Consider the following 24926-nt stretch of genomic DNA (forward strand, 5'->3'; position numbering starts at 1 on the left):
CGACGTGTAGGGCGAGACCCGACCTTCGCTGCGCGGCTCACCAATGACCGCGTTGCGGAGAAAGCATTTGCGTCGAGAGATCATGGCCAATGGATACGTCAATGATACAATAGATACACATGACTCAGCAGGAATTAGAAGTCCACCCGGTCTATTAGTGTAGGCCCTTTCCAGCGCCCTAAGTACAGTGATCCATACCAGCCAAATAAGGGCCGACTTTCGAGTTCGTTCGTTCCAGTGTTCACGGCATCAATGCTCATGCCAATTAACTGGCTCGAAATTGATCTTATGTGGCGAGCGGCGGCCACGCTCCACTCTTCATCGATTCCGACAGCACTTCCGAATTTAAGGTCCCTTCGCGATTTGTGTGGGTTGCTGGTGGGCGGCGGATTGAATCTTCTACCAGATATTGTGGTCACAACATAAGGCGCGTCTGTCGCGGAGACCTCAAATATCGCAGCGTCAGACGCGCCGAGCCTGTTGAGCTGCGGCAGTTTTTTTGGATAGGGTGAAGCTTCCTGAAACCAGCGGATGAGGAGGCATTCATGGGTCCCGAGACAAGTTTGTTCACGACAGCTCTTGGCCTGCAGGCTCCGTGGAGTGTCACGGACGTACGTTTTGACGCCAAACTCAAAGAGATCCACTTTGACGTCCGCTTCAAGGCGGGAAGTCGATTTGCTTGTCCCTCCTGTGGCGCGCCCGATCAGCCCGTCCATGACACGCGATCCAGGATCTGGGAACACCTGCGTTTTTTCGAGCACAAGGCTTTCATCCATGCCGATGTGCCACGTGTTGCTTGCAGCCAATGTAGCAAGACCGGACAGGTTCCGGTCCCCTGGGCGCGCAGTGGCAGCGGTTTCAGTCAGTTGTTTGAAGCCTTTGTGATTGCGCTGGTGCGACAGATGCCGGTGAAGGCTGTTGCTGATATGCTTGATGTTGGTGACGATCGCCTCTGGCGGGTTCTTGACCATTACGTGTCGTCAGCGCGAGATCGCGAAGACTTCAGCGCCGTGACCGCCCTTGGGATTGACGAGACAGCTGCGCGCCGCGGGCATAATTACATCACCCTATTTCACGACCTTCTGGCCGGCAGGCTTCTCTTTGCCTGTGAAGGACGTGATGCAAAGACTGTGGCGGCTTTCGGTGAAGATCTGCGCGCCCATGGCGGTGATCCCGATGCCATCTCCGCTGCCTGTATCGATATGAGTAGGGCCTACATTTCTGGCGTCGCAAAGCATCTGCCGAACGCGGATGTTACCTTCGACCCATTCCATGTCATCCAACTGGCCAATGTGGCGCTTGAAGAGGTTCGCCGCGCCGAAGTACGCAGCAGACCTGAGTTGAAACACAGCCGCTGGATGTGGCTCAAGGACAAGAAGAGATGGACGAAGCGGCAGATCACACAGCATCATGATCTATCTCGGATGCACCTGAAAACAGGACGCGCGTTTCGCTTGAAAGAGGCTTTGCGCGACATCTTTGCTGAAGCCGAGTCCAAGGCAGAGGCCGAAGAACGGCTTACCGCCTGGTTTCAATGGGCGCGCCGCAGCAGGCTGCCAGCATTCAAGAAACTCGCTCTGACACTCAAGGCGCACTGGGATGGTATACTTAACGGTTTTGACAGCGATCTGAGCAACGGCGCTGTCGAAGCCATCAACGGCCTAATTCAGGCCGCAAAGGCTCGGGCGCGCGGGTATCGCAAAACCCGCAACCTCATCAACATGTCATACCTCATCGCAGGCAATCTCACCCACTTACCAGCGTCACCCTACCGCACAACATCTTGTGCCACAGGCAAATGAACGGAAACCAAGCCACCCACACAAACCGCGAAATAGCCGAATTTAAACACAATTCTTCTAAGCCTTTCTTCGGTTGGAGGATGTGTGTCAACCTCCTTTAGACCGGCATCGAGTCCCTCGAAAACTTCTTCGAAAAAAATTAGGCACAAGAAAAACTGAATTGCACCAATCGTAATGTGAAGCTTCTTTGAAGGATCAGTGAGAGCTTCCAATGCACCGAGGTCAGCCTCATACTCATGCTCCCAGCTTCTTTTGGCTGCTAGCCACCCCCTTTCAACCGAAGAAAGACTTGGTGACCGAGCTGCACGATAGGGTATTGCACCTTCTGCCAAATGCCCGAGCCTATGATGCGCGAACTCATGACCTATGACAAATTTCATCTGCTCAGAGACCATTCCCCACGTCCGCGCTAAAATTGCATCCGGGATAACGCCACGTGGATCCATGTCAAAGTCAAGAGTCTCATCTAGTGTCATTGTTCGAGCTGCTATCATAAGTGCGGCGGACTTTACGTCATCCGGCACATCGTCAAACCCGAATAAATCACTTAACCCAATATTCATGAAGAATAATGGCTATTTCGCGGTTTGTGTGGGTGGCTTGGTTTCCGTTCATTTGCCTGTGGCACAAGATGTTGTGCGGTAGGGTGACGCTGGTAAGTGGGTGAGATTGCCTGCGATGAGGTATGACATGTTGATGAGGTTGCGGGTTTTGCGATACCCGCGCGCCCGAGCCTTTGCGGCCTGAATGAGGCCGTTGATGGCTTCGACAGCGCCGTTGCTCAGATCGCTGTCAAAACCGTTAAGTATACCATCCCAGTGCGCCTTGAGTGTCAGAGCGAGTTTCTTGAATGCTGGCAGCCTGCTGCGGCGCGCCCATTGAAACCAGGCGGTAAGCCGTTCTTCGGCCTCTGCCTTGGACTCGGCTTCAGCAAAGATGTCGCGCAAAGCCTCTTTCAAGCGAAACGCGCGTCCTGTTTTCAGGTGCATCCGAGATAGATCATGATGCTGTGTGATCTGCCGCTTCGTCCATCTCTTCTTGTCCTTGAGCCACATCCAGCGGCTGTGTTTCAACTCAGGTCTGCTGCGTACTTCGGCGCGGCGAACCTCTTCAAGCGCCACATTGGCCAGTTGGATGACATGGAATGGGTCGAAGGTAACATCCGCGTTCGGCAGATGCTTTGCGACGCCAGAAATGTAGGCCCTACTCATATCGATACAGGCAGCGGAGATGGCATCGGGATCACCGCCATGGGCGCGCAGATCTTCACCGAAAGCCGCCACAGTCTTTGCATCACGTCCTTCACAGGCAAAGAGAAGCCTGCCGGCCAGAAGGTCGTGAAATAGGGTGATGTAATTATGCCCGCGGCGCGCAGCTGTCTCGTCAATCCCAAGGGCGGTCACGGCGCTGAAGTCTTCGCGATCTCGCGCTGACGACACGTAATGGTCAAGAACCCGCCAGAGGCGATCGTCACCAACATCAAGCATATCAGCAACAGCCTTCACCGGCATCTGTCGCACCAGCGCAATCACAAAGGCTTCAAACAACTGACTGAAACCGCTGCCACTGCGCGCCCAGGGGACCGGAACCTGTCCGGTCTTGCTACATTGGCTGCAAGCAACACGTGGCACATCGGCATGGATGAAAGCCTTGTGCTCGAAAAAACGCAGGTGTTCCCAGATCCTGGATCGCGTGTCATGGACGGGCTGATCGGGCGCGCCACAGGAGGGACAAGCAAATCGACTTCCCGCCTTGAAGCGGACGTCAAAGTGGATCTCTTTGAGTTTGGCGTCAAAACGTACGTCCGTGACACTCCACGGAGCCTGCAGGCCAAGAGCTGTCGTGAACAAACTTGTCTCGGGACCCATGAATACCTCCTCATCCGCTGGTTTCAGGAAGCTTCACCCTATCCAAAAAAACTGCCGCAGCTCAACAGGCTCGGCGCGTCTGACGCTGCGATATTTGAGGTCTCCGCGACAGACGCGCCTTATGTTGTGACCACAATATCTGGTAGAAGATTCAATCCGCCGCCCACCAGCAACCCACACAAATCGCGAAGGGACCAGAATAATGCATATCTGACCACTTCTGAGACAACTATAACTGACCCGCCTTCGGTATTCATGCATAGCGCTTCTGGATTGTTGTTGAGAACGTATCCAAAGGGGATCCAGTCAGAAATAATCCTTGACGTTTCATCAATGCTATCCAAGTATTCAAGGAAATCTGACCTATGCGGATCCTCTAGCAAGTTGGCAATTCTTCCAGACTCCAGTCTATGTCTGGCAACTCTATATAGCCGAGTGTGATCAAGCAGCGGCTCAGCTTTCAGCCGGTTGAAAAAATCACTCGACGTTTTCGGAGCTGTGAGCGAGGCGTGAAGATCTGGGTCCCCTCGTGAAATCGTGCCATACCAAAATTGATCGTTTTCTTCTGGAGTAAGCATATCACCCTGCGGCCAATTATATAATTCACTCAATGATCGCGCTTGCTCGCGCGAGGAAAGATTTCAGCAATGTATTAGGCAACTATAGTTCTTCTTGCTTTCTTCTTTTCGGTGTAGTCGGAATTTAACGCGATATCTTAACAATCTACCTTTTCCGTTGGATGCAATAAAGTGGAAAACTCAATCTTCTCGTCATGCAACCAGTGGGTTTCGAGCGTTGCTGCGCGTACCTCTGGGAGCGAGGGTGAGTTTCGCCAGTTTTGTTGTTCAGAACAAGTCACCAACATAGATGTGATCTCGATCGCGCGGTCGGCGGAGGGTCATGCAGACTATGCCGGCTGGTCCTGCGGCACGTCAAAGATCACGTCTGGTGTTCGCTAGACCCTCTACGCATGTGGAAAGGGCGAGGCCTATTGCAAACCCATTGTGAATGCCCAGGATGGTCTGGGACCAGTCATTCGCTGCGCGGGGCACGAGCGGCGGTTCTGGGCCGGGTGCGTCATTGGATGCGCCAGCGCAAGGAGCGGGAGGGCGGCGCAAATGTTGCGGCATCGTGCCCGCCCCAGCCGCCGGGTTAACCGAGTAGGCTGCGCTCATTGAATCCTCGGCGCATCAGCGCTATCCAATCGAACCAGGGCATCGACCCCAAATGATGGTCCAAGTAGACGCCCAATGTCGGAGCGCTGGAATTTAAAAGGTAGCTCACATTGGCACAGTATCTGCACAATTCTGATCCAAATTCGCTTTCTCTACGCCTGACACCCCATGGACACCTTGTTGCGGACACGAGCGATGCTGGTCCGCTGGCCGAAGCGTTTGCTCAAGGGGAGGGCTATGGCCTCCTGCGTCTGGGGGCCGGGACAACCAAAGTCTTGTCACCTGACCTTGCGTGGTGGCGCAATTTCGCGCGCCGCGCCGTTTGGGCCTTGTGCCATCAGGCGAGCACGAATGTTTCTCCACCAGAAGCCGAGCTTGCGGCCATGGTGACGACAGTGCCGATGATGAAGGGGGCGGAATATGTGACTGCCGATGTGCTGTCTCGTCTTTGGCAGCAGATAGTGGCAGCCGTTGCGAAAGAAGCGGGGTCCGACTTACCAGGTTTTTTGTCTGCCCTGAACCCAGCATGGAACACAATCGGGAGGGTGCATTTCAACTTGGCAGAAAACCGCGGGGACCCCGACTTTCCCTTTGCGTTCATGGCCAGTTATACGACCGAACTCGCGGCTAGCGGTCAAGCGCGGCACGTGCCGCTAGGTCAGGCGCTACATGACTATGCCGACGATCATTCACGGCTCTTGAATTTGTTACTCCCTGTCAGCCGTGCCAGCCAATCATGTGCATGGTTGAAGGAAATGGTGGAGGATGGGGGAATATACCATCCCTTGAGGTGGACACCCGCCAATGCCGCGCGCTTACTGGATAGTGCGCCTGATCTTGGTGCTGCCGGAATTGTTTTGCGCATGCCCGCAGGTTGGACCGCCGCACGGCCACCACGGCCTAAGGTCACGGCCTCTATCGGTAGTGGAACGCCTTCTTCTGTTGGGCTCGATGGGCTGCTGGACTTCCGTATGGAGGTTACGCTGAACGGTGAGGCTCTATCGGATGAAGAGATGAATGCGCTGCTGTCTAGTGCTGACTCACTGGTAATGCTGCGGGGGCAATGGGTCGAGATTGATCGCGACCGCATTGAGCGCGAAATGCAGCGCTTCAAAGCTGCCGAAAACCTGGCGGCAAGCGAAGGTTTGTCGTTTCTGGAAGCGATGCGCCTGATGTCTGGGGTCGCCATTGCAGGAGATGATGTTGACGAAGCTACACGCCAATGGTCCCAGATCACTGCGGGCCCATGGTTAGCCGAGACATTAAGGAATTTGCGCGCTCCTTCTGGTGAAGGATATCCCGGCGTGAAACTGAAGGCGCGCCTACGCCCCTATCAAAAAGCCGGTGTCCACTGGCTGCACATGCTGACAGGGTTGGGCCTGGGAGCTTGCCTGGCCGATGACATGGGCCTTGGCAAAACCATACAGGTGCTGGCGCTGCTCGTGGCACACCAGGGCAAGGGCCCTTGTCTGCTGGTGGCCCCGGCATCACTGCTGGCGAACTGGGCGGCGGAAATCGATCGTTTTGCCCCGGATCTACGCGCCCAGATCGTTCATCCCTCGTCGATGTCAAAGGATCAAATGACGACCCTTTCTGACTTCAGTGAGATTGACTTGGTGATCACGTCCTACGGCACATTGCTACGTCAACCGGCGTTGACGGCAACAGACTGGAAGTTTCTGGTTCTTGATGAGGCGCAAGCAATCAAGAATCCCAAAGCCAAACAAACCAAAGCCGTTAAATCTATCAAGGCCAAATCCCGCATTGCTCTCACAGGTACACCGGTTGAAAACCATTTGGGGGATTTGTGGTCGATCTTCGATGTGATCAATCCTGGTTTGCTAGGAAGTGACAAGCAGTTTTCCCGCTACGTCAAAACCCTTGCAGCGCGTGAGCACAATGCCTTTGGACCGTTGCGGGAATTGGTGCAACCCTACATCCTGCGCCGAATGAAGACTGACCCATCGGTGATTTCTGATCTGCCCGACAAGACCGAAGTCAAGGCCCATTGCATGCTCAGCCGCAAGCAGGCGGCTCTCTATGCCCAGACGGTAGAGCAGTTGGCCGAGGCGCTAAGTACCGCGTCGGGGATTGAAAGAAAAGGGTTGGTTCTGGCCACCATCATGCGGCTTAAACAGATCTGCAATCACCCCTCGCAATGGTTGAATGACGGGGGGTGGAGCGAGGCTGATAGCGGCAAGTGGTTGCGTCTGCGCGAAATTGCCGAGGTTGTCGCTGCTCGGCAAGACAAGATGCTTGTGTTCACTCAATTTCGTGAAGTAACCGCCCCGCTTCACGACTACCTCACCGAGATATTCGGGCGACCTGGCTTGGTGCTCCATGGGAACACACCAGTCAAAGCGCGAAAGTCACTGGTCAAGGCTTTCCAAGAGGACGAAAATGTACCGTTTTTCATACTGTCTTTGAAGGCGGGTGGGTCTGGTCTAACCCTGACAGCAGCTTCGCATGTGGTGCATTTTGATCGTTGGTGGAATCCGGCGGTAGAAAATCAGGCCACAGACCGCGCTTTCCGCATCGGACAGAAGCGCAATGTATTGGTTCATAAGTTTGTCTGCGCCGGAACCGTCGAGGAAAAAATTGATGCTATGATCGAGTCAAAGAAATCCTTGTCAGAGGAAGTGCTGGGGGGATCAGCCGAAATGAACTTGACCGAAATGACCGATGACGCTTTGCTGCGCCTCGTCGCCCTTGATCTTGCATCGGTCTCAAAGGAGTAAGTTCCATGTCGCAGTGGGGTCGATATGTGCCAGTGGCTGAACGCAGAAGAAAAGCTGAACGGGCAATGGCCAAACTGCGCAAGGCGGGGCACCCTGTTTCACCTGTTGCTATCTCTGGTCGTACGATCGCAACCACAGCCTGGGGCAAGGCATGGTGCAGCACCATGGAGAGTTTTGGCGATTATAACAGCCGCCTGCCACGCGGTCGTACCTATGTGCGTAACGGCTCGGTCGTCGACCTACAGATCACCTCTGGACAGGTAACCGCGAACGTCGCTGGTTCCTCGCTTTATACAGTTAAAATAACAATTGAGCCGCTGCCAAAAGACCATTGGAAAGCTCTGCGCGACGACTGCGCCAATGGCATCGACTCTTTGGTCGATCTGCTGCAAGGCAAATTGTCAAAACCAGTTATGGAGCGATTATGTCAGCCAGGTACGGGGCTGTTTCCTAAGCCTTCAGAGATCAAGCTTTCCTGTACCTGTCCTGATTGGGCGTCCATGTGCAAACATGTTGCTGCGACTATCTACGGCATTGGTGCGCGTCTTGATCAACAACCCGAACTTCTCTTTGTTCTACGCGGGGTCAACCATCAGGATTTAATCGCTAATATCGACCTTAAAACGCCGCTTGCGAAACCTTCTCCGTCACCAGATAATATTCTGAAGACTGATGATATGGCCGCCTTGTTTGGCCTGGATATGGAAGAGGCGGCACCCGTAAAGGAGCCGATTCCGAAAATCGCCCCGGCCGTAAAGAAAAAACCACGCGCAAAGAAGCCCAGATCTAATTGAACGGCTCGACAGGTCTCTTTTGGCCGACCGTACGCGGAAGATCATCCAGGCTCACGCCGAGCGCATCGGACAGCGCGCGCAGGGTCGTGATAGAGCCCTGCTTTCTACCGGTCTCAATTTCGGCAATTGTCACACGGTTCACGCCCGCCTTTTCGGCGAGGGCGTCTTTCTGTCAGGCCGCGCAGGTTGCGGTAGACGCGCAAGGCGATTTCGCCGTTAAGCAGTCGGTTCGCGCAATCCGCTGGGATCAGTTCATCCTCACCGGCCGAAAGCGTGACCTTGGTGCGGTCATAAAGGTCCAATATGATGGTTAAGGGTACAGTGACACGAGATGTTTTGCCTGGAAAAACCCTGGCGGTTATTCTGACAGCGCAGCGTCATCCCCCTGATCTAATGGATCCAAAGGTGCTTGTGCCAGACCAGCATCCTGTAATTGCTCCGGGTCCGGCAGATCGGCGAGCGAGGTCAGATCAAACGCGGCCAGAAACGCGTCTGTGGTCACGAATGTATAGGGCGCCCCGCGGCGGGGTTCGCGAGGTCCCGGCGCGATCAGGTCACGCTCGGACAGCCGCCCGATCAGATCGCGGCTGATGTCCTTGCCAAAGATATCTTTCAGCCCGTCGCGGCTGATGGGCTGGTGATAGGCGATTGCGGCCAGAACAGCCACATCATGGTCGCTTAGATTCAAGGCCTGCTCTGTAGCATCAGCTGCCGCGCGGATGGCGGGGCCATAAGCCGCGCGCGTGCGCAAAAGCCACCCGTTGCCACATTTGGCAATTTCATAGGGGCGGGTTTCCACGTCAGCCCTCAAATCCTCGATCAGCAGATCGACTGAGGCTCCCTGCCCCACCACGCGGGCCAGATCTTCGCGCGCGACCGGCGCAGCGCTTGCAAAGAGCACCGCCTCGATGCGCTTCATCCATTCCCGCCAGCGCAGCTCTGGCGGCAGATCAGACAAGTCGCGGTCAAAATCGGGCGCGCGCTTTTTTGCCATGTCACAACCCGTAGAGCCGGAAAGCGTCCCGCCCGGTCAATTCGCGCAGAGCGCCCAAATCCACCAGCCGGTCGCAAAACCGCCGTGCCGCACGATCCGACATCAGCACGGTCAGCGCCGACGGGGCAATGGCATCGCGGCTCAAGACCATATCAACCCCCCTGTCCGCCTGTTTGCTCCGCAGCTTGGGGGCCACCGCATGCAACTGCGCGGCGCGGCGCGTCAGATCGGTGGCGAGAGACAGCGCATCACCGGTCGCGCGCAGCAAAGCTTTGTAACAGGCCAGACGCAGATCATCACCGCGCAATGTCAGATCGCGGCGTGGCAGATGCGCCCCCAAGAGCGCGATCAGATGCGTCCAGCCCAGGGCGCGCGCCAGTGCGGCATCGGCCAAAATCAACGCGGGCAGATGATCGCGCGGGGCATCGGTCAAAACCGCCTCGATTATATGGGCCGCCTGCGCCACCGGATCGCCGGCCGCAGCCTTGCGCCAAAGCGCGAGCTGCGGTGCGCCCAAACCTGGAAAGACGCGCTGCAAACTGGCCTCGGACACAGGGCGCGCGCTCGCGCGGTGCCAGGCCAGTGCAATGTCGCCTGCAGGCCCGGGCTGTTCCCCGGGCCGCAACAGGCACAGGATATCGCGCAGCGCCGCTTCGCGTTCAGGGCGGCCAGAGAGCGATACTGTATGCGCTGCAGCCGTCAGCGAGAGCCGCGCCCGCCACGCGGCCTGTGGCAGGGACGGGTTAGACCTTGCGACATCCAGCAAAGCCAGCGCCGCGCCGGCGTAAAGCCCCGCGCTTTCAGGGGCGTCACTTGGGGCGCGCGCCAGCCAGTCCGGCAAGCGGCGGGGCCAGAGGTCGGGGTCGGATTGCAGGGCGCGTGTCATGATTTTGGATAGCGTATCGCGGCGGATAATGCCAGCTATAAGAGCAATAAGCGCCGTATCTTGCAACGCCCTGCTACGTCCAGTAAGATTGCATTATCGGACGTAATGGGGCATGCTGCAGGCCAGTCTCAAAATTACCGGTTTTTCGGGGAAAGTATGTCGGAAGAACACGAGAAATCGATCTCAGCGTCCATGGACACGGTTGAAAGTACTCAGCGCGACGAGAGCGCGCAAGAAAAAAGTGATGGCAATCGCGCTCAGAGGCAGCAAACGGATCACGGGTTAACAAGGACGACCAGGCCGATCAGTTTGGCGGAGAGGCCTTGAGTCTCCTTCCTTTGCAGGTGGCTCAAACCCCGTCGATAAGAATATCCAGGGCACGCTTCAACGCGTCGCGATGGTGGGCCAAGGATCCGATAGCCTGTCGCAACTCTCCCCCGGGAACCGCGGCCAGTTCCTGGACCCGGACGATCCATGTCGCCCCGTCCACCTCGACATACGGCGTCAGGCCCGGAAAGGCCGCATATTGCCCCGCGTCGCGCAAAGGGGCGACGATGCGGGATGCCTCGATGCCGATCAGGTCGGTTTGCAGGTCCACCACAAGCTGCCCACATGTCAGACGATAAAGATCAAATTGCGCCATTCACTGCGCGCCTTAGAAGCTTCTGAACCGGGACAGCGCCAGGCCCTCTTTCTCGATTTCCTCAGCATAGGCGGTGATCGCTGCGCTGTTCTCCTGACGCCAGCGCCGGTTCCGTTCGACCTTCGCGGCCTCGACAATCGCCGCTTCGGCAAGGCGCGACATGTTGAGGCCAAGCGCGCGCGCCGTTTCCGCGACATCAGCATTCAGCGTCAGATTAACCTTTACGCGTCCCATCGAACCCTCTCGGAGCTTATGTATGACTAAGGAGTATATATCACGCGTATCGCCGGAGCAAGACGAGACGAGCGGCATCGACCTGCCCGCGCATGTTGCGGGCTCTGGCGTGCTTGATCGCCTTGTGGATACTGCGCGGGACTATGCAAGCGCTGCGGCGTCCGACAATACGCTGAAAGCCTATGCCAAGGATTGGGCGCATTTCGCGCGCTGGTGCCGGATGCGCGGCGCGGACCCCCTGCCCCCGTCGCCGGAACTTGTGGGCCTCTATATCGCTGATCTGGCCGCACCACAGGGCCACGGTCCAACCAAGCCCCCTGCCCTATCGGTTGCCTCCATCGAGCGCCGTTTGTCTGGCTTGGGTTGGGGCTATGCGCAGCGCGGGCTACAGCTTGATCGCAAGGATCGCCATATCGCCACTGTGCTGGCCGGTATTCGGCGCAAACATGCGCGCCCACCCGTGCAGAAAGAGGCTATTCTGGCCGATGACATTCGCGCCATGGTCGCCACCCTGCCCCATGACCTGCGCGGCCTGCGCGATCGGGCCATCCTGCTGATCGGCTTTGCGGGCGGGTTGCGACGATCAGAGATCGTCAGCCTGGACCGGCACAAGGATGACACGCTTGATAGCGGCGGCTGGATCGACATCCTTGACGGCGGCGCGCTGGTCACCCTGCGCGGCAAGACCGGCTGGCGCGAGGTCGAGATCGGGCGCGGCAGCAGCGACCAGACCTGCCCTGTGCATGCGCTCGAGCAATGGCTGCATTACGGGCGGATCAGTTTTGGGCCTATATTCACGGGCGTCACCCGCGATGGCAAACGCGCGCGCGAGACTCGTCTGAATGACAAGCATATCGCGCGGCTGATCAAGGCCTGCGTGCTGGATGCAGGTCTGCGCCCCGATCTGCCCGATGCGGAGCGCGTGAAGCTCTATTCCGGCCATTCTTTGCGCGCGGGTCTGGCCAGCAGTGCCGAGGTGGATGAGCGCTATGTGCAGAAACAACTGGGCCATGCCAGCGCCGAGATGACCCGCCGCTATCAGCGCAGGCGTGACAGGTTCCGCGTCAATCTCACCAAAGCGGCGGGGTTGTGAGCAACCTGCCCTGCCGCAGGCGCATGTTTGGGCGTTATCACTGTAGCCGCTCTGCGATCCACATCTTGATCAGCGCCTGACGGGTAATACCGAGTTTTTGGGCCTGACGATCCAGACCAGTGACAACCCAAGCCGGGAAATCCACGTTCACGCGCTTGGCTTCAACATTAAGGCGCCGCGCCTTTGTCCAATCGACATGGGCGGACATGTCCTCACCCGCATCGAACCGTTCGTCAAACTCAGTCGCTTTCATAATGGTCAATCTCCTGTCTGCGGGCGCGGCGCACTGATATGATCCGCACGCGGTCATTCCGGTATGTGTAGACAGCCGTCCAGTGCCTGCCTCCGATCATGCCAACCGCAAGAAAGCGCGGCTCATCCATGACATTGGCCGGCGCCTCGATCAGATAAGGATCATCCCAGAGAGACTGGGCCTCATCAAAGTCGATCCCGTGCTTTGCACGGTTCGCGGCACTCTTGTCGGGATCATACTCGAACTTCATGATAATCAATATACGCCGAAAAAGTATAATTACTATACCTATTCAGTAGGGCATTTCGAAAGAAGCTGACCGCGCCCCTCCACCCATCGCCGCGCGGGCCGTTGGTGGGGCTGTAGCAAAAAAGCGGCATGGCGGCCAGGCAAGTGCTTAGGTTGCGTTTGAGTGAAGTATATTGCAACACAGCCAGAGACGCGCAACGCGCTATAAGCCAACCCGCATAGGAAACGAGATGCTGCCACATAAAATTCAGACCCTGTTGGGTGAGTTGCCACGAAACCTTGAGGCACATGGCGCGCGGACAGCATTCAAGCGCGTCGCTCAAGCCTTGATGTCGCAGCCAGATTTGGCGGTGAATGTTGTTGAGGTTATAGGCCAGTTTAACGCTCCAAAAGACGAAGAAGAGCGGGTGACCGTGCTTTTGTCTTCAACGCTGGATGAAGCCCGCATGACGCGAGAAAATGGCAAGACGGCGGGAACTACCTTCATCAACCACCTCGAAAATGCGCTTTTGACTCTTAAGGATAAGGGTACTTTGAGCGATTCGGGACGTTTCGCACTCGCATCCTGCTGGATAAGAGCAGGGTTAGTGGCACCAGAGGCCTTGGCAGGGGACTTTGCCATCCCCGACGATATGCAGGATGATTTTGATCTTTCGGACATGCCAGACCTTGGCCCGATCATCGACAAAATGCTTAGGGAGGTGTCGGGAGGCGATACGGATAGTCTTTCTGCGCTTCATGCAGGTTTTTCCGAACTGATAGCCACCTTGCCCGCGCCCATTAGAAAGGCAGTCACCCACAAGGTTGTAGCGCGGCCAAAACCGATTTTGGGCGAACTCGGGTGCGCCTTATTGCTCGATGGCCGACACGAGATCCGGCAAGGCGCGCTGGACGGACTGAATGAGCGGCTTGATGCCGATGCAGTGCCGTCGGAACTCATCGGACGACTCACCGTTATCCGCAGTTGGGTTGAAGACGACGAAACACAATCCGGAATAGATGCGATTGTCCGGAAGGCTTTGCGCAAAGGTGCCGTACCTGCACCCACGAAGAAAGAACCAAAGATCCATCGCGCCTTCTCCAGTCTAATTGACGGCACAGGGGCACAAAGCATTACGGTCGCCTTTCAAATTGGCGGCATGCGCAACGTCGCAGTGGTTCTGATAAAGCAGGGGTTTGGGATTAAGGACGCCTATGTGATCCCCTGTCAGAGCGCCACCGAACAGCGCCGCCTGATCGATATGATCGCCTCGCAAGTCGAAACACGTGACGTACCAGTCAGTTATGTTGCCAACGCAATTGGGCTTGGCCTGTCAGACGGCCTGCAGAACGGCCATCCGCCCGCAGCCGGGTTGGTAAATGTTGTCCAATCGCTTGGCTTTTCCGAACTTCGACCAGTCCCCGCGTCCATAGCAGACATTGTCGCTCTAGCGGATACAGAGGATCAGCTTCGCGAGATGTCCGCGCAAGCCAAGGGGCGCTTGATCACTGCAAGTGCCGATTGGGACAGTCAATTTCCCATGATTTCTGAAAGCTGGTACGAGGATAGTGACAGCGTCACTGACGCGATTGAGGGCGCGAAAACCTCTGTCGCCCTGAAACGCGCCATCTGGAAGGCATTCGAAGACCGGCGTGCCCATTGGAGCAGCGTGATCGCCCGCATGGGACATTTGCTTCATGCTTCCGCTGATGACAGAGCGATCCAGTTTGCCGCCGTTGCCAGGGCGCTTGACGAGGGACGGGACTTGAAGAAAACCCCAATAATGGAGACCATCTTTGGCTACTCTTTCCAGGTTTGGTTACATGAAAACGTGATCGGGGATGGTTCTCAAGATAGCAATGAATTCGCTCCGTTTGAAATAACCAGTGGCCCCGCACCAGCGGGCCTGAAAATGCCTGACTTGCAACCGGAGAAACCAGACGAACTCGGCAAGCTACTGAAACCTGCGGGGCTGACAGAATGGTGGGTCGACGGCTATTTGATGGGGGTATGCACGGCGCCCGAATTCGTGCCACCCGGATCATGGGCTCAGGTTTTGATGAATGTCATCGGGCCTGAAATCGATAACGACAAAAAGCTGGAACGAATACTCGAACTGTTGATGCTGCGCTACAACGGGGCGTTGACCATGCTCCGTACGCCAATAGGTGTAAGCCTGATCCCAGAACATGAACCGCTGATCTCGATTTGGGCAGACGGATACCTAACAGCTTGGGAGGGAAACAAAGTGTACTGGCCAGAGTCACGACTTGGCGGGCAAGACAAAACCTCCAGGATTCTGCTAGAAAGTGCAGCTGCTTGGCAGGGTGATATAGATAGCTTCAGAAAACACATCCCAAACTGGCTAAGGCAAAGGTTTGCAGCTCAGAAGGGAATATTGTGATTGTCACTGCCAGGGCAGCATCAGCGGCTACAAACGGTCGTTTATTGGCAGTATCCGTAACTGCAAAAGGCAGGATTTGATGCCGTTGATAGGGTATGCGCGTGTATCTACTGAGGATCAGACCCCCCTGCCCCAGTCGCAGGCGCTGAAATCAGCGGGCTGTGTCGAAATCCATGAGGAACGGGCTTCTGGCGGTGATCGTGCACGGCCTGTGCTGACGCGGGTGCTGGAGCGCGTTGGCAAGGGCGACACCCTGGTGGTGGTGCGCATCGACCGGCTGGCGCGGTCACTGTCGCATTTGCTGGAGGTGATTGAACGGCTGGAGAGTAAGGGCGCGTTCTTTCGGTCAATCCAGGACCCGATCGACACCGCATCCCCGCAGGGCAAGTTCACGCTGCAGGTGCTGGGCGCCGCGGCCGAGTTCGAACGCGCCCTGATCCGGGAGCGCACCAAGGCTGGGCTTGCCAGCGCGCGAATGAAGGGGCGGGTCGGCGGAAACCCTGGCCTGCGCGCGCGGGATCCCGCTGCGCTACGCAAGGTGCGGCTTGCACGACAGGACGGCTACATGGAACGCCTGAATGAAACCGCGCAGGACTGGGTGCCCCATGTGCGTCGGCTACGCCCCGATCTGGCTTGGGAGGATGTGGTGCGCATCATCAACAGCACCCTGCCCGAGGCCCGGCGCTGGACGCAAAGCCGTCTGCTGCGCGCTGTGAACGCCTTTGTCCGCGATGGCTTCCTCCCCGCGACCGTGCTTGATCGCGCGGGCCCGCGTGCACGAGATGACCGCCTGCCCGCCATCGTGGCGGGCATCAAGGGCGCGGATCCAGACATCACGCTTCAGACGATCTGCACCCGGCTGGAGAATATGCGTGAGCGCACACCACGTGGCCGGACAAGCTGGCAGCCATCATCAGTGAAAATGTTACTGGAGCGGGCCACGAAGCTTGGACTCGTCTAGCGACAAATGTCGTCTGTGGCGATTCGCTGATAGACTCCACCACGACCCTTAGGGGCCGGATGCCACGACACCACAATATGTTCGATCACCTCCATCGCCCAAACTGAATCAATATTACTTATCAAGCACTTAGATTAGAAGAGGGCACATTGAACCAAGCTGTATTCACATTCACCATCTACGTCTCGAAAAAAAATTGTTGTCTGGAGCTAAGTTGCGTGTCATGTGTCTCATAGTCGCACAAAAGCGATAATCGCGCGATTTGGCGACGAAACACAATCGACCCGCCAAGAGGTCAAGAGGGCAGCATGAACGGCAAGGCAGAATTCTCTGATACGAAATCCATCGCGGCTTCCATTTCGGCCAACGCTGCGCGCCTTTCTGAAGCCCTAGATCACCATATGCGCAATAGCTTTCAACCGGAAAGCAGAAAAAAGCTACGCAAGTTCCACCCAGCCGAAGTTTCCGAGTTGACAGGCATCAGCATGTCAAACCTTAGAACGCGCCATCAAGAAGGCGACTTTCCCGATGTCGAAACGGACTCTCGAGGCAGGCGTCTTTATTCTGCAATAGAGATCGATCAAATCCGTCGAGTGATGGCGAGGACTGGTCGCAATGGTGAAGCATATTTGCCGGGTCGGCGCGATGGCGACGCTCTTCAGATATTTTCTATTGTAAATTTCAAAGGCGGGTCCAGTAAGACGACGACCGCCATTCACCTCGCTCAACGCTACGCTCTCAGAGGCTATCGCGTGTTGGCCGTCGACATGGACCCCCAAGCCAGTCTCACAACAATGTTCGGATACCGACCAGAGATTGAATTTGCTGAAAGCGGTACGGTTTATGATGCTCTCAAGTATGAAGATCCGATACCCATGAGTCAGGTGGTTCGCAAAACTTACTTTCACAACCTTGATCTTGCACCGGCGGGATTACTGTTGTCAGAGTACGAAACCGAAACGGCCTACGCGCTTCAGCACAAAGTCGATCCGCCCTTTACGCAACGTTTGGCAATTGCGCTCGATGAGATAGAGGCCAACTACGATTTGGTGATAATCGATTGCCCGCCCCAGTTGGGCTTCACCACAATGACGGCTCTACTTGCATCGACCGGTCTATTGATCACGGTCGTGCCGAGCATGCTGGACGTTGCATCAATGGCCCAATTTCTCGAGATGGCCGGCGAAACAGTCAGAACCTTAGAACAAGCGACCGGGCCTATAGACTGGTCGTTCCTTAAATATCTCGTCGCCAGATTCGAACCGACCGACGTTCCACAATCACAGATGGCCGGATTCCTGAGGTCAATTCTGCTCGACCAGGTTCTCAACACACCCATGCTAAAGTCCACCGCAATATCAGATGCTGGGATGACACAACAGACAATCTACGAATTGGAACCTAGCCAAGTGGTCAAGAAGACCTTGGACAGGATCCTTGAGAGCGTGAACGGCGTCGCTGACGAGTTCGAAAAAACAATTCAACAGGCTTGGGGGAGAAGGGTCGAGTAATGGCACGTAGAAACTTGTTCCAGCCCCCTCCCCCACCGAGCTCTGCCGACGAGGTGGCTGCAGGTGAATTGAAACCTCGGTTTCCTAACACCGGCGCTATGAGCGGGGTAAAATCAACCTTGAAAGACCTTTCCAGCAACGCCGTGCGGGAAATACCAGCTGATCTAATCGAAGAAGACGGGCCAAGAGATCGGCTTGCCTTTCCCGACTCCGATGTCGCCTCACTTGCGGCGAGCATCAAGGAACACGGACAACAGGTGCCAATTATGGTCCGTCCGCTCGCGGACAAGCCTGGCCGCTACAAGATTGTGTACGGCCGTCGCCGTCTGCGCGCCCTACAATCGATAGGACTGGCCGCCAGAGCACTTGTGCGCACGCTGTCAGACGAGGAGGCGATCCTGGCCCAAGGCCAGGAGAATTCGCATCGATTGGACCCAAGCTTCATCGAAAAGGCCTTATTTGCAGCGCAACTCAGCGACAATGGTTATGATCAACCAGTAATCCTCGACGCTCTCGCAATTGACAAGCCAATGCTATCGCGAATGACCAAGGTTGCCCGTACAATACCCGAGACCGTGATACATATGATCGGCTCGGCGCATGGTGTCGGACGTCGCCGCTGGGAGCACTTGGCAGACAAGATTAAAGACAGCAATGCTGACTTAGTTCAGATAGCCTCTGACCTGGGTTTGGATAAGATACCCACTTCAGATGACCGCTTTGCGCGCATCGTCGATGCCATTTCGAGGAGTGACAAAGCTGCAAGTCCCACAAAGTCATCGCCACACATGATCGTTTCAGACGACGGAAAGACGTTTGCGGAGGTCAAGGATAGCCCACGTGCTTTGACAGTGAAGATGTCGAAAGTTGACACCCCGGAATTCACTCAATGGATGCTAGACAACGCAGAAGTCGAGTTGAAGGGCCTCTATGAGGCATGGAAGTCAGACCAGAAGTTCGGCTGACAGACTAACGAGCAGAGCAACAAAAGGAGCACGAGAAACAGCCAGAAAAGAAAGAGCCCCCCAAGGTCAACCTCGGAGAGCCCAATCTGTTCTTAGCACCATCAGATGTACCAGCTTCTCCGTAACAGTCAACAACAACCAAATCGGTTGAACGATGATTTGTTGCCTTTTCACAAGAAAATCGGAAGATCTGGGCCTTTCCCGACAGGTTATCGTGGAAAAATAATGGCATTCAAGCAGGTATCCGCCTCCATGGGAGAGCGGTCAGAGAGTCTATTGTCCGCGGACAATCACCGCCCAGAGCGTCACATCGTCATCGACACACTGCGTCAGGCAGCCCCATTGATTGGTCTTAAGGCGCCAGTCATCGCGACACTAGATGTGATGCTATCGTGTCTCCCACCAACCAGGCAGCACAATACAGTCTTTGCGTCAAACGCTACGCTTGCGTTTCGCCGAAACGGAATATCAGACCGAACAATTAGGCGTCATGCCGCAATTCTCCAAGAACTCGGACTGCTTGAACGCCGCGACAGCGCCAACCGGAAGAGATTCTGCCGTCAAAACTTAGCCGAGGGCACGGCCCTTAGATTCGGGTTTGACCTTACTCCGTTGTTTGAGCGCTTCGCAGAACTTTCTAAGCTTGCTGCACAGGCCGCTCATGAAAACAATCAAAAGTCCTATCTGAAAGCAAAAATTCGAGCCGCGGCAAACGCTATACTGGACGCTGAACCGAGCAACGTAGACGCAACGGCAGCTATACGATCGCTCCGCAGAAGCCTTTCATTGGAGGATTGCCTCAATCTTCTAAACAGCCTCGACTTTGAAGCCATTGAAGCCGAGCAGCCTTGCGACAAAAGTAGCGTGCAAAAAGAAAAAATGTCCGGCAACGACGGCCAAAATGTCCGCCACCATCATAACTCACAAAAAGAACATACTGATATAGAAAGTGAGCAAAAATCAACCGCTCACCCAAAAGACCCCAAACCATTTCAAATTAGTGTTCTGGAGATACTAAGTGCATGTCCAGAGGCCGCACAGTTTTGTGTCGAGCCAGTGAAAACGATGAAAGACGTTGTAACACACGCTCGAACTCTAGCCCCAATGCTAGGGATCGACTCTAGAAACTACCAAGATGCACAGGAAAACTTGGGTATTGAAAGAGCTGCTCTTACCGTTTGGGCGATCATGCAGTTTCACGAAAAAATCCGAAAAGTAGGGGCGTACTTCCGTTCAATAACCTCTGGAAAAAAGAGCGAGGGCTTTCATCCTGAAGACCTCATACGCAGGCTCTCCAGAGCAGAACCACAACCAGCTTAAGAAAAGAATATGCACTCTTCCGGGTAGCACGCCGCTCAACGGTGTTATTGTCCGCGGACAATTTTCGCAAAGGAAGAGAAGGGCTGTGAAGGGTTTGACGGGAAGTGAGATCAGGAGAGTGGCTTCCGGCGCCCGTTGTGGAGATAATCTGATGACGAAATCTGCTATGAGAATTACCCTGACCGCATCCAAGGACGTCCCTTACGACAAGCTGATGCTGAGCCAGTCCAATGTGCGGCGCATCAAGGCTGGTGTCTCTGTCGAGGAACTGGCCGAGGATATCGCACGGCGCGAGCTGTTACAGGGCTTGAGCGTGCGGGCGGTGCTGCATGTATGAAATCCCCGCAGGCGGTCGGCGGTTTCAGGCGCTGGCTTTGCTGGTGAAGCAAAAGCGGCTGGCCAGGACGGCACCCATTCCCTGCATCCTGCGTGAGGCTGGGTCGGACATTCTGGCAGAGGATGATTCATTGGCCGAGAATATGCAGCGCGTCGCTTCGCATCCGCTTGATCAGTTCCGCGCCTTCGTAGCTTTGCGCGAGAAGGGTCAGGGCGATGAAGCTATTGCCGCGGCCTTCTTTGTCTCGCCGCAAGTGGTGAAGCAGCGTCTGAAGCTGGCAGCCGTGGCCCCTGCCCTTTTGGATGTCTATGCCGAGGATGGCATGACACTTGAGCAGCTCATGGCCTTTACAGTCAATCCGGACCACGAGCGTCAGATGCAGGTCTGGGACGTGATCTCATTCTCGTGGAACAAGGAGCCGTTTCAGATCCGGCGCATGCTGACGGAAACCTCGGTCCGCTCCTCGGATCGTCGTGCCGTGTTTGTCGGGGCTGAGGCTTATGAAACTGCAGGCGGCATGGTTCTGCGCGATCTGTTTCAAGGCGATGATGGCGGCTGGCTTGAAGATGTGGCGCTGCTTGATCGCCTTGTCGCGGATCGGCTGCAGGCCGAGGCCGAGGCGATTTCCTCCGAGGGCTGGAAGTGGATCGAGGTCGCGCTCGACTTGCCCTATGGCTACAGCCACGGTTTGCGGCGGTTGTCCGGTGATCCGGCGCCAATGAGCGATGAGGAGATTGCGTCCCATGCAGCGCTGCTGGCTGAATACCGCGCGCTCGAGGACGAGTATGCGGGGCAGGATGAAATCCCCGAAGAGGTTGATGCGCGCCTTGGGGAGCTGGAGCAGGCCATGGAAGCCATCGAGGCGCGACCACTGATCTTCGATCCGGACGAGGTCACGCGGGCAGGGGCCTTTGTGACCCTTGACCGTTCGGGACAGCTGTCAGTTTACCGCGGTTATGTCCGCCCGGAGGATGAGCCGCGCGCAGAGGCCGCGGTCCAGGATGGCAGCGAGACTGGCGCTATGCAGATGGGGCAGGGGGGTGATGTCGGGCTTTCGGCTTTGGGTCACGATGTCAATGAAGCCGAGTCGCATGTCGGGACCATCATCACATCCGGCAGGCAGCTGCTAGGGGCTGGTCTGCCGGAGGACGAAGATGATGGCGCTTTGAAGCCTTTGCCTGAGCGGCTGGTTCAGGAACTGACTGCACATCGCACCTTGGCTCTGCGCGAGGCCCTTGGCCGGTCTCCCGATGTTGCGCTGACGCTGCTCCTTATGAAGCTGGTGGGTGACACGTTCCACAGTGCGGGGGCGGCGTCCGGTGGTTGTCTTGAGGCGTCGGTCCGGCAGGTCTATTTGCCCGCGCAAGCGCCGGATTTGAAAGACAGCGCGGTGGCGCTTGCCGTCGATGATCGCCACGCCGCTTGCTAGGTCGACACATGTCTCAGCCGTGTGCTCAACACGCGTGTTCTCGAAGCCGTACGCGAAGTGAAAGGGCAGGGGGCTTGGCCGTGTCGCGGACAAAGAGCACAGCAAACGGCTCAACAGCTTGTGCAAACGAATAAACCTGCCCGGATCGCAACTCGGCAGAATGACGTGGAGCATATCTCAGCCTTCATGACTGAAAGTAGGGCAGGGCGCGTGGGCGATATGGATATATACGATTCCGCATACCATATATGGTGCCAGCGCTGCAAAAAGACACAATATCATTGAAAACAGCGCGATTTTTTGCCATAAATCAACCACATTAATTTGGGGAGCTCTGTCATGTCTACTACCGAAACGCTGGACCGACCGCAGGCTCTTCCAGCAACCGAGAAGCAGCTCATTTTCGCGCGCAAACTGGCCCTGAAAAATCAGGTTATCCTGCCTTGGGTGGTCCAGCAGGATCGACGCGCGCTAAGCAAATGGATTGATGCGCAGTCAAGATTGATGCCCGTAGCATCCGATTACCCCACATCGAAACAGGTCTCATTCGACGAACGGCTCGCGCGGGCCAAGCGGCGGCCCGTTCCCGATGAATGCTTCCGCAGCCGCGAATTGATGTCGCGCTGGATTGATTCCAATCGGTTTTGAAACTGCGCGAGAGGGCAGGGGGGACGTGCCCGCAGCCAACCTGCGATGAACACTGTCGGCCTTCAGGAAAATCCTATCACGGCCAAAAAGTTAGGCACACTCGTCATAAAGTTCCTGAAGTTACTATAGCCGCTCATGCCCGCACCGTACACCATACTGGGCTACAAACATGGTAGAAGCGGGCTCGTCCACCTGATATATTGGACCTCCGCTCGATCATGAACTGGATCATGAAATGTTTGACACCACTGCCCAGCTCGAGGTGTTCCCGACCGACCTGCAGATGCGTCGGATAGATGTTGCGCGCAATATGCGCCGCTTCTATCGGATGAGCGTCCAGCCTGACTTGTTCGGTGGAGCCAGCCTTGTGCGCGAATGGGGCCGGATCGGATATCGCGGGCAGATGATGACCGAGCCCTATGCAGATGAAGGGCAGGCTGTGACCGCACTTATGAAGCTCGCATGCGTGAAAAAGCGGCGGGGATATGCGTGAGCTGCGCATGCCGACTCAACCTGACGCTCAGCTAAGAAACAATTATGACGCTCGATACCGACAAAATAGATGATGCGGCCCTCGCGATCCTCAGCCTCACGCTGCATAATGGCGATCGGGTCTGGAAAGGCGTCGCTTGGAACATAACTGACAGGCTTTTCGAGAAGGGCCTGATTTATGATCCGAAAAACAAGGCGAAATCACTTTCCCTGACACCTGAAGGCATCGCGCATGCGCGGGCTGTTCTCGCGCGCGAGTTTAGCAAGGAGAAGCGGGAGTGACAGGCTGCGTTGAGCACGTCACTGGTCGTGCAGCTTTTCGGAAGATCCCGCCGCGATAGGCCGCCTCTGATAGGCAGCAATCAAGAGCGACCATTCTACCGGGCGCTGCATCGCGCACAGATATTTCGCAGCTGATGTAAGACTGTCTGCCGCGCGACAATCAAGATGAGAGGCGAAAAATGGCGTACGAGTTTACGGTATTGCGCAGGCAGCATATCATGAAAGGGCCGGTCTCCATGCGATTCTCGAGCGGCGGCAGTCGGCCCAAACCTGCCTTTCGGCGTACGATATACCGCTGCGGCGCAGCAGCACCGAACCGGCCATTCATGCATCGCGCAGCATTTTGGAGGAGCGAGTGACGCGCTGTGGACCAGGAGGTCATCTTCGCTGTCTTCCACTTCGCCTGCCCAATTCAATCTACCACAAGATGCGTGGGTCGTGCGTTGGCTTGATTTGAGAGCGGCGTTGTTCGTATCAGGTGGAGGCGCGCGGACTCCCGCGCGCCTCCTTCTTTAGACCGCAGACATGTAGATTGAACGAAGCTCGCCGGCGCGTTTCTGGATTTCGCCAAATTCCTCGCCAGAAAACAACTGTTGCGTCTCCATATGTCCGAACGTCCCTGAACTTGCACCGGCCATAACAACGGGTGCCGTTGTCTCAGGCGGCGGTGGCGTTGGCCGTCTGCGGGCCCGGTCGAATCACCACAGTGTCGGCGATCGCTTCGACCTCGTCGCCCGGCATTCCGACCCTCTCGGCGTGTTCGCGGATGGCCGCCGGATCCCGCGCCTCGTAGATGCAGATCGTTCCAAGCCGCCCGTTCGTCTCTGCAATCACGTAGGAGCGGATCCAGCGGATGCGGTCGGGCATCTCGTTGTCGCCGACATCGGCCGACGTCTTTGCAGCGGCTTCCAGTTCCGCGGCATCGGCCCAGGCACTGCGGCGGCGGATTGCGTAAAGTTGCATGGCATTACCTCCTCTTGCGTCAGTGTCTTGATCCTGCCCGCCGCGCTCTTGATGCGCATCGGAGGTGATTACCCATATTGGCGCGCGCGTTACCTATCTTTGGGTGGATGATCGGCGGCCTGGCGCATCAGCGCTACCGCCTCGCGGCGTCGGCCGACGCTGAGTTTGGCGAGCAAAGCGGAGACATGGTGATCGACCGTCTTGACCGACAGGCCAAGCCGGCGGGCGATTTCGCTGTTGGTCAGACCATCCGCGACGAGACGGAAGACTTCCTGTTGACGCGCCGTGAGCCCGTGCGGATCGGCGCGCGTCTCGAGTCGCGGGCCACGCGGCAGCGACCGGACACCGGCCCGGCGCAGGCGTCTGCGTACCGCAGCGGCGGCCGGACCCGCGCCCAGTTCGTCAAACATGGCCAGTGCCCTGCGCTGCGCGGCTTCGTCCCCGTCTGCCAGAGCACGGGCCTGTTCGTAGGGGCAGTGCAATGCGTCCCAGGCATCCGCAGCGGCACGCCAATCGCCGTGAAGTTCCGAGGCGTAAGGCGGTGCGAACCAGCCCTCAGCGCCCGGCGCGTCACCGCCTCGTCGCTGCCAATACGCGACCTCGCCGGCGTGCCACTTGTGCCGGTACGCCCGTGCGAGATCGCGCACGGCCGCCGCTTCGCTGCGCATTCGCGCCAGGTCACCCGCCAGCGCGGCCGCCTCCGCCCTGGCGAGGCGGACCGGCGCGAGGCGCTGCAAAGTGCCGGTCGGCACCGCCAGGGCGAGTGCCTCATCGAACGCCGCCTCTGCGCCATCCTTGCCGCTTCGCGCCCGCAGGCGCCCGAGCGCCACCAACGCCATGATCCGGCTGACATGCGCCACCTCGTGCTCTCGCAGGAGGTTCGTCGCCATTCGCTCCGCCTCCTT

24 protein-coding genes and 1 pseudogene are annotated in these 24926 nt (G+C 56.8%); 13 read left to right on the forward strand and 12 right to left on the reverse strand.

The features are described 5' to 3' along the window. Positions 1 to 545 precede the first annotated feature (545 nt). On the forward strand, positions 546 to 1802 hold the full coding sequence (locus BD293_RS20145; RefSeq protein WP_142079999.1) for an ISL3 family transposase: 1257 nt from the start codon (positions 546 to 548) through the stop codon (positions 1800 to 1802). On the opposite strand, the gene BD293_RS20150 is transcribed toward BD293_RS20145, so the two are convergent. The 3 genes from BD293_RS20150 to BD293_RS20160 form a co-directional block, all read right to left on the reverse strand. Next, entirely contained in the window at positions 1769 to 2278 is a 510-nt protein-coding gene (locus BD293_RS20150; RefSeq protein WP_170207253.1) for a M48 family metalloprotease, read from the reverse strand. The genes BD293_RS20145 and BD293_RS20150 overlap by 34 nt on opposite strands. Positions 2279 to 2413: 135 nt before the next feature. Beyond that, on the reverse strand, positions 2414 to 3670 hold the full coding sequence (locus BD293_RS20155) for an ISL3 family transposase (RefSeq protein WP_142079999.1): 1257 nt from the start codon (positions 3668 to 3670) through the stop codon (positions 2414 to 2416). A gap of 119 nt (positions 3671 to 3789) precedes the next feature. Then, a complete protein-coding gene (locus tag BD293_RS20160; RefSeq protein ID WP_170207254.1) occupies positions 3790 to 4281 on the reverse strand; it encodes a hypothetical protein in 492 nt (163 codons plus the stop codon). A 674-nt stretch (positions 4282 to 4955) separates the two neighbouring features. On the opposite strand from BD293_RS20160, the gene BD293_RS20165 reads away from it, so the two are divergent. Next, entirely contained in the window at positions 4956 to 7583 is a 2628-nt protein-coding gene (locus BD293_RS20165) for a DEAD/DEAH box helicase (protein WP_211841097.1), read from the forward strand. Between the two features lie 65 nt (positions 7584 to 7648). Further along, a complete protein-coding gene (locus BD293_RS20170; RefSeq protein ID WP_211841098.1) occupies positions 7649 to 8377 on the forward strand; it encodes an SWIM zinc finger family protein in 729 nt (242 codons plus the stop codon). Here BD293_RS20170 and BD293_RS23225 read toward each other — a convergent pair. From BD293_RS23225 to BD293_RS20195, 5 genes are all read right to left on the reverse strand, one after another. Further along, on the reverse strand, positions 8370 to 8519 hold the full coding sequence (locus BD293_RS23225) for a helix-turn-helix transcriptional regulator (RefSeq protein WP_246086419.1): 150 nt from the start codon (positions 8517 to 8519) through the stop codon (positions 8370 to 8372). The genes BD293_RS20170 and BD293_RS23225 overlap by 8 nt on opposite strands. Before the next feature lie 216 nt (positions 8520 to 8735). Beyond that, complete coding sequence (gene scpB / locus BD293_RS20180) at positions 8736 to 9371, reverse strand: SMC-Scp complex subunit ScpB (RefSeq protein ID WP_142085419.1); 636 nt, start codon at positions 9369 to 9371, stop codon at positions 8736 to 8738. A gap of 1 nt (position 9372) precedes the next feature. Then, a complete protein-coding gene (locus BD293_RS20185; protein WP_142085421.1) occupies positions 9373 to 10257 on the reverse strand; it encodes a DUF1403 family protein in 885 nt (294 codons plus the stop codon). Between the two features lie 349 nt (positions 10258 to 10606). After that, positions 10607 to 10900, reverse strand: a complete 294-nt coding sequence (locus BD293_RS20190) for a CcdB family protein (protein WP_142085423.1) — start codon at positions 10898 to 10900, stop codon at positions 10607 to 10609. 12 nt (positions 10901 to 10912) lie between these two features. After that, the gene (locus BD293_RS20195; protein ID WP_142085425.1) at positions 10913 to 11134 is read right to left on the reverse strand and encodes a type II toxin-antitoxin system CcdA family antitoxin; all 222 of its coding nucleotides are present in this window, start codon (positions 11132 to 11134) and stop codon (positions 10913 to 10915) included. Positions 11135 to 11156: 22 nt separating this feature from the next. On the opposite strand from BD293_RS20195, the gene BD293_RS20200 reads away from it, so the two are divergent. After that, positions 11157 to 12227 carry a tyrosine-type recombinase/integrase gene (locus BD293_RS20200; RefSeq protein ID WP_142085427.1) on the forward strand — a complete coding sequence of 357 codons (1071 nt, stop codon included), beginning with the start codon at positions 11157 to 11159 and terminating at the stop codon, positions 12225 to 12227. 37 nt (positions 12228 to 12264) lie between these two features. Here the strand turns inward: BD293_RS20200 and brnA are convergent, their stop codons facing one another. Further along, the gene (gene brnA, locus BD293_RS20205; protein ID WP_142085429.1) at positions 12265 to 12480 is read right to left on the reverse strand and encodes a type II toxin-antitoxin system BrnA family antitoxin; all 216 of its coding nucleotides are present in this window, start codon (positions 12478 to 12480) and stop codon (positions 12265 to 12267) included. Then, entirely contained in the window at positions 12467 to 12730 is a 264-nt protein-coding gene (locus BD293_RS20210) for a BrnT family toxin (protein WP_142085431.1), read from the reverse strand. The genes brnA and BD293_RS20210 overlap by 14 nt, the downstream gene beginning before the upstream one ends. A gap of 229 nt (positions 12731 to 12959) precedes the next feature. On the opposite strand from BD293_RS20210, the gene BD293_RS20215 reads away from it, so the two are divergent. The 9 genes and pseudogenes from BD293_RS20215 (at position 12960) to BD293_RS20255 (ending at position 23058) form a co-directional block, all read left to right on the forward strand. After that, positions 12960 to 15113 (forward strand): UPF0149 family protein, encoded by a 2154-nt coding sequence (locus tag BD293_RS20215; protein WP_142085433.1) that lies wholly within the window; start codon positions 12960 to 12962, stop codon positions 15111 to 15113. 79 nt (positions 15114 to 15192) lie between these two features. After that, entirely contained in the window at positions 15193 to 16074 is an 882-nt protein-coding gene (locus BD293_RS20220) for a recombinase family protein (RefSeq protein ID WP_142085435.1), read from the forward strand. Between the two features lie 308 nt (positions 16075 to 16382). Further along, the gene (gene repA, locus BD293_RS20225; protein WP_142085438.1) at positions 16383 to 17585 is read left to right on the forward strand and encodes a plasmid partitioning protein RepA; all 1203 of its coding nucleotides are present in this window, start codon (positions 16383 to 16385) and stop codon (positions 17583 to 17585) included. Continuing rightward, positions 17585 to 18550 carry a plasmid partitioning protein RepB gene (gene repB, locus BD293_RS20230; protein ID WP_142085440.1) on the forward strand — a complete coding sequence of 322 codons (966 nt, stop codon included), beginning with the start codon at positions 17585 to 17587 and terminating at the stop codon, positions 18548 to 18550. The genes repA and repB overlap by 1 nt, the downstream gene beginning before the upstream one ends. 105 nt (positions 18551 to 18655) lie before the next feature. After that, positions 18656 to 19870, forward strand: coding sequence for a plasmid replication protein RepC (gene repC / locus BD293_RS20235; RefSeq protein ID WP_246086420.1), 1215 nt, complete (start codon positions 18656 to 18658; stop codon positions 19868 to 19870). A 151-nt stretch (positions 19871 to 20021) separates the two neighbouring features. Beyond that, positions 20022 to 21627 (forward strand): annotated as a pseudogene (locus BD293_RS20240) (ParB/RepB/Spo0J family partition protein); the annotation flags it as partial. 348 nt (positions 21628 to 21975) lie between these two features. Then, on the forward strand, positions 21976 to 22284 hold the full coding sequence (locus BD293_RS20245; protein WP_142085442.1) for a hypothetical protein: 309 nt from the start codon (positions 21976 to 21978) through the stop codon (positions 22282 to 22284). Positions 22285 to 22519: 235 nt separating this feature from the next. Next, positions 22520 to 22777: a WGR domain-containing protein gene (locus BD293_RS20250; RefSeq protein ID WP_142085444.1), complete on the forward strand. Its 258-nt coding sequence runs from the start codon at positions 22520 to 22522 to the stop codon at positions 22775 to 22777. A 44-nt stretch (positions 22778 to 22821) separates the two neighbouring features. Beyond that, positions 22822 to 23058 carry a DUF6429 family protein gene (locus BD293_RS20255; protein WP_142085446.1) on the forward strand — a complete coding sequence of 79 codons (237 nt, stop codon included), beginning with the start codon at positions 22822 to 22824 and terminating at the stop codon, positions 23056 to 23058. A gap of 657 nt (positions 23059 to 23715) precedes the next feature. Here the strand turns inward: BD293_RS20255 and BD293_RS20260 are convergent. Together BD293_RS20260 and BD293_RS20265 are read right to left on the reverse strand one after the other, a co-directional pair. Next, positions 23716 to 24021: a nickel-binding protein gene (locus BD293_RS20260; RefSeq protein ID WP_142085449.1), complete on the reverse strand. Its 306-nt coding sequence runs from the start codon at positions 24019 to 24021 to the stop codon at positions 23716 to 23718. 89 nt (positions 24022 to 24110) lie between these two features. Then, positions 24111 to 24911 (reverse strand): helix-turn-helix transcriptional regulator, encoded by an 801-nt coding sequence (locus BD293_RS20265; RefSeq protein WP_170207255.1) that lies wholly within the window; start codon positions 24909 to 24911, stop codon positions 24111 to 24113. Positions 24912 to 24926: the final 15 nt, after the last annotated feature.

It is taken from the genome of Roseinatronobacter monicus (genome assembly GCF_006716865.1).
Lineage (GTDB): Bacteria > Pseudomonadota > Alphaproteobacteria > Rhodobacterales > Rhodobacteraceae > Roseinatronobacter > Roseinatronobacter monicus.

Excerpts from the sequence above, each read along its gene's own strand:
- BD293_RS20210 (WP_142085431.1), bottom strand. The coding sequence starts at position 12,730 with ATGAAGTTCGAGTATGATCCCGACAAGAGTGCCGCGAACCGTGCAAAG.
- BD293_RS20195 (WP_142085425.1), bottom strand. The coding sequence starts at position 11,134 with ATGGGACGCGTAAAGGTTAATCTGACGCTGAATGCTGATGTCGCGGAA.
- repC (WP_246086420.1), top strand. The coding sequence starts at position 18,656 with ATGTACCAGCTTCTCCGTAACAGTCAACAACAACCAAATCGGTTGAAC.
- BD293_RS20190 (WP_142085423.1), bottom strand. The coding sequence starts at position 10,900 with ATGGCGCAATTTGATCTTTATCGTCTGACATGTGGGCAGCTTGTGGTG.
- BD293_RS20255 (WP_142085446.1), top strand. The coding sequence starts at position 22,822 with ATGACGCTCGATACCGACAAAATAGATGATGCGGCCCTCGCGATCCTC.
- BD293_RS20200 (WP_142085427.1), top strand. The coding sequence starts at position 11,157 with ATGACTAAGGAGTATATATCACGCGTATCGCCGGAGCAAGACGAGACG.
- BD293_RS20170 (WP_211841098.1), top strand. The coding sequence starts at position 7,649 with ATGGCCAAACTGCGCAAGGCGGGGCACCCTGTTTCACCTGTTGCTATC.
- BD293_RS20155 (WP_142079999.1), bottom strand. The coding sequence starts at position 3,670 with ATGGGTCCCGAGACAAGTTTGTTCACGACAGCTCTTGGCCTGCAGGCT.
- BD293_RS20250 (WP_142085444.1), top strand. The coding sequence starts at position 22,520 with ATGTTTGACACCACTGCCCAGCTCGAGGTGTTCCCGACCGACCTGCAG.
- BD293_RS20150 (WP_170207253.1), bottom strand. The coding sequence starts at position 2,278 with ATGACACTAGATGAGACTCTTGACTTTGACATGGATCCACGTGGCGTT.
- BD293_RS20215 (WP_142085433.1), top strand. The coding sequence starts at position 12,960 with ATGCTGCCACATAAAATTCAGACCCTGTTGGGTGAGTTGCCACGAAAC.
- BD293_RS20245 (WP_142085442.1), top strand. The coding sequence starts at position 21,976 with ATGTCTACTACCGAAACGCTGGACCGACCGCAGGCTCTTCCAGCAACC.
- BD293_RS20220 (WP_142085435.1), top strand. The coding sequence starts at position 15,193 with ATGCCGTTGATAGGGTATGCGCGTGTATCTACTGAGGATCAGACCCCC.
- repB (WP_142085440.1), top strand. The coding sequence starts at position 17,585 with ATGGCACGTAGAAACTTGTTCCAGCCCCCTCCCCCACCGAGCTCTGCC.
- BD293_RS20265 (WP_170207255.1), bottom strand. The coding sequence starts at position 24,911 with ATGGCGACGAACCTCCTGCGAGAGCACGAGGTGGCGCATGTCAGCCGG.
- repA (WP_142085438.1), top strand. The coding sequence starts at position 16,383 with ATGAACGGCAAGGCAGAATTCTCTGATACGAAATCCATCGCGGCTTCC.
- brnA (WP_142085429.1), bottom strand. The coding sequence starts at position 12,480 with ATGAAAGCGACTGAGTTTGACGAACGGTTCGATGCGGGTGAGGACATG.
- BD293_RS20185 (WP_142085421.1), bottom strand. The coding sequence starts at position 10,257 with ATGACACGCGCCCTGCAATCCGACCCCGACCTCTGGCCCCGCCGCTTG.
- scpB (WP_142085419.1), bottom strand. The coding sequence starts at position 9,371 with ATGGCAAAAAAGCGCGCGCCCGATTTTGACCGCGACTTGTCTGATCTG.
- BD293_RS20145 (WP_142079999.1), top strand. The coding sequence starts at position 546 with ATGGGTCCCGAGACAAGTTTGTTCACGACAGCTCTTGGCCTGCAGGCT.
- BD293_RS20260 (WP_142085449.1), bottom strand. The coding sequence starts at position 24,021 with ATGCAACTTTACGCAATCCGCCGCCGCAGTGCCTGGGCCGATGCCGCG.